The sequence below is a fragment of the Vibrio sp. 1402 genome (genome assembly GCF_033340275.1).
Genome location: NZ_JAWOWE010000082.1, coordinates 1 through 1109 on the forward strand (window position 1 = coordinate 1; position 1109 = coordinate 1109).

1 protein-coding gene and 1 pseudogene are annotated in these 1109 nt (G+C 43.9%); both read left to right on the forward strand.

Translation table 11 applies throughout. The features are described from left to right. Positions 1-520 (forward strand): heme NO-binding domain-containing protein (locus R7044_RS24250; RefSeq protein ID WP_225455877.1); only part of this gene is annotated, 520 nt, incomplete at its 5' end. Between the two features lie 7 nt (positions 521-527). Beyond that, positions 528-1109, forward strand: a pseudogene (locus tag R7044_RS24255) (hybrid sensor histidine kinase/response regulator); the annotation flags it as partial.

Sequence of the window (1109 nt, forward strand, 5' to 3'; positions counted from 1 at the left end):
CGAGTTCATGGAGTTAGTGGAAAGCAAATTTGGACTTGAAGTGCTTGACCAAGTGCTCGAACTTTCCGATGACGAAGGGGTATATACCTCTGTCGGCAGCTATGATCACCGGGACTTAGTCAAACTGATCGTCAATCTCAGCAAAGTTTCTGATATTCCCCCAGAGCAGTTACAAGAAGTGTTTGGTGAAAGCGTATTTTTGAACCTGCTACGCTCCATTCCCAGTCATGCAAGCTTGCAGCAGTGCGACAATACCTTTCAATTTGTTCGACATGTAGAAAGCTTTATTCATGTAGAAGTTAAAAAACTTTACCCAGACGCCAATCCGCCTAAGTTCGATTTTATCAGCGAAACACAGTCAGAACTGGTGTTCGACTACCATAGTGCAAGGCGTATGGCGCATGTTTGTTTGGGGTTGCTCAAAGGCTGTGCTGCACACTTTGGACAGGTCATTCATATTACGCATCAAAACCAAACTGAAGACGGAAGCCAAGTTCGATTTTGGCTGGAGGCACAATAAGAAGAGTATGACGGGTAACTCCTCATTAGAAAGGAAACTCAAACGAGAAATCGCCTCAAGAAAGGCGGCAGAACTGCTTTTAGAGCAAAAAAGTTATGAGCTCTACGAATCGACGCAAAAATTGAGTGTCGCGTTAAAGAAGCTAGAACTTCGATCGGAAAGCGATCTGCGCAAGTTTGAGTTTGAAGAAAAAATTGATGCCACGCTTATTCGGTTTGGACGGACATTCCTTTCCAGCACTTTCGACGAGACAATGATTGCCAGTTTTCTTGAGCAACTGACGTCCAATTCTGTTATTACCGCTTCGTATTTATACCTTGATCCTGTCCAACTCACTTCTTTGCGTCGTCATCATTTCGGGCATTTGGATCTAAAAAGTGACAAACCTATCGCTCGAACACCCAATTGGCAGAATGAGGCGCTACATTTACCCATCATCATTGATGAGCGAGTCGTTGGCGAATTGATATTTTCTGTGTCGTTGGAACAAATTGAGCAAGATTTTATCTCCAAACAAATGGAACTGGTTTCTGATTTGGTTCACGGCGTGATCAGTCGTCACCTCAGCCTTGAACGTGAAGTCGAGCTA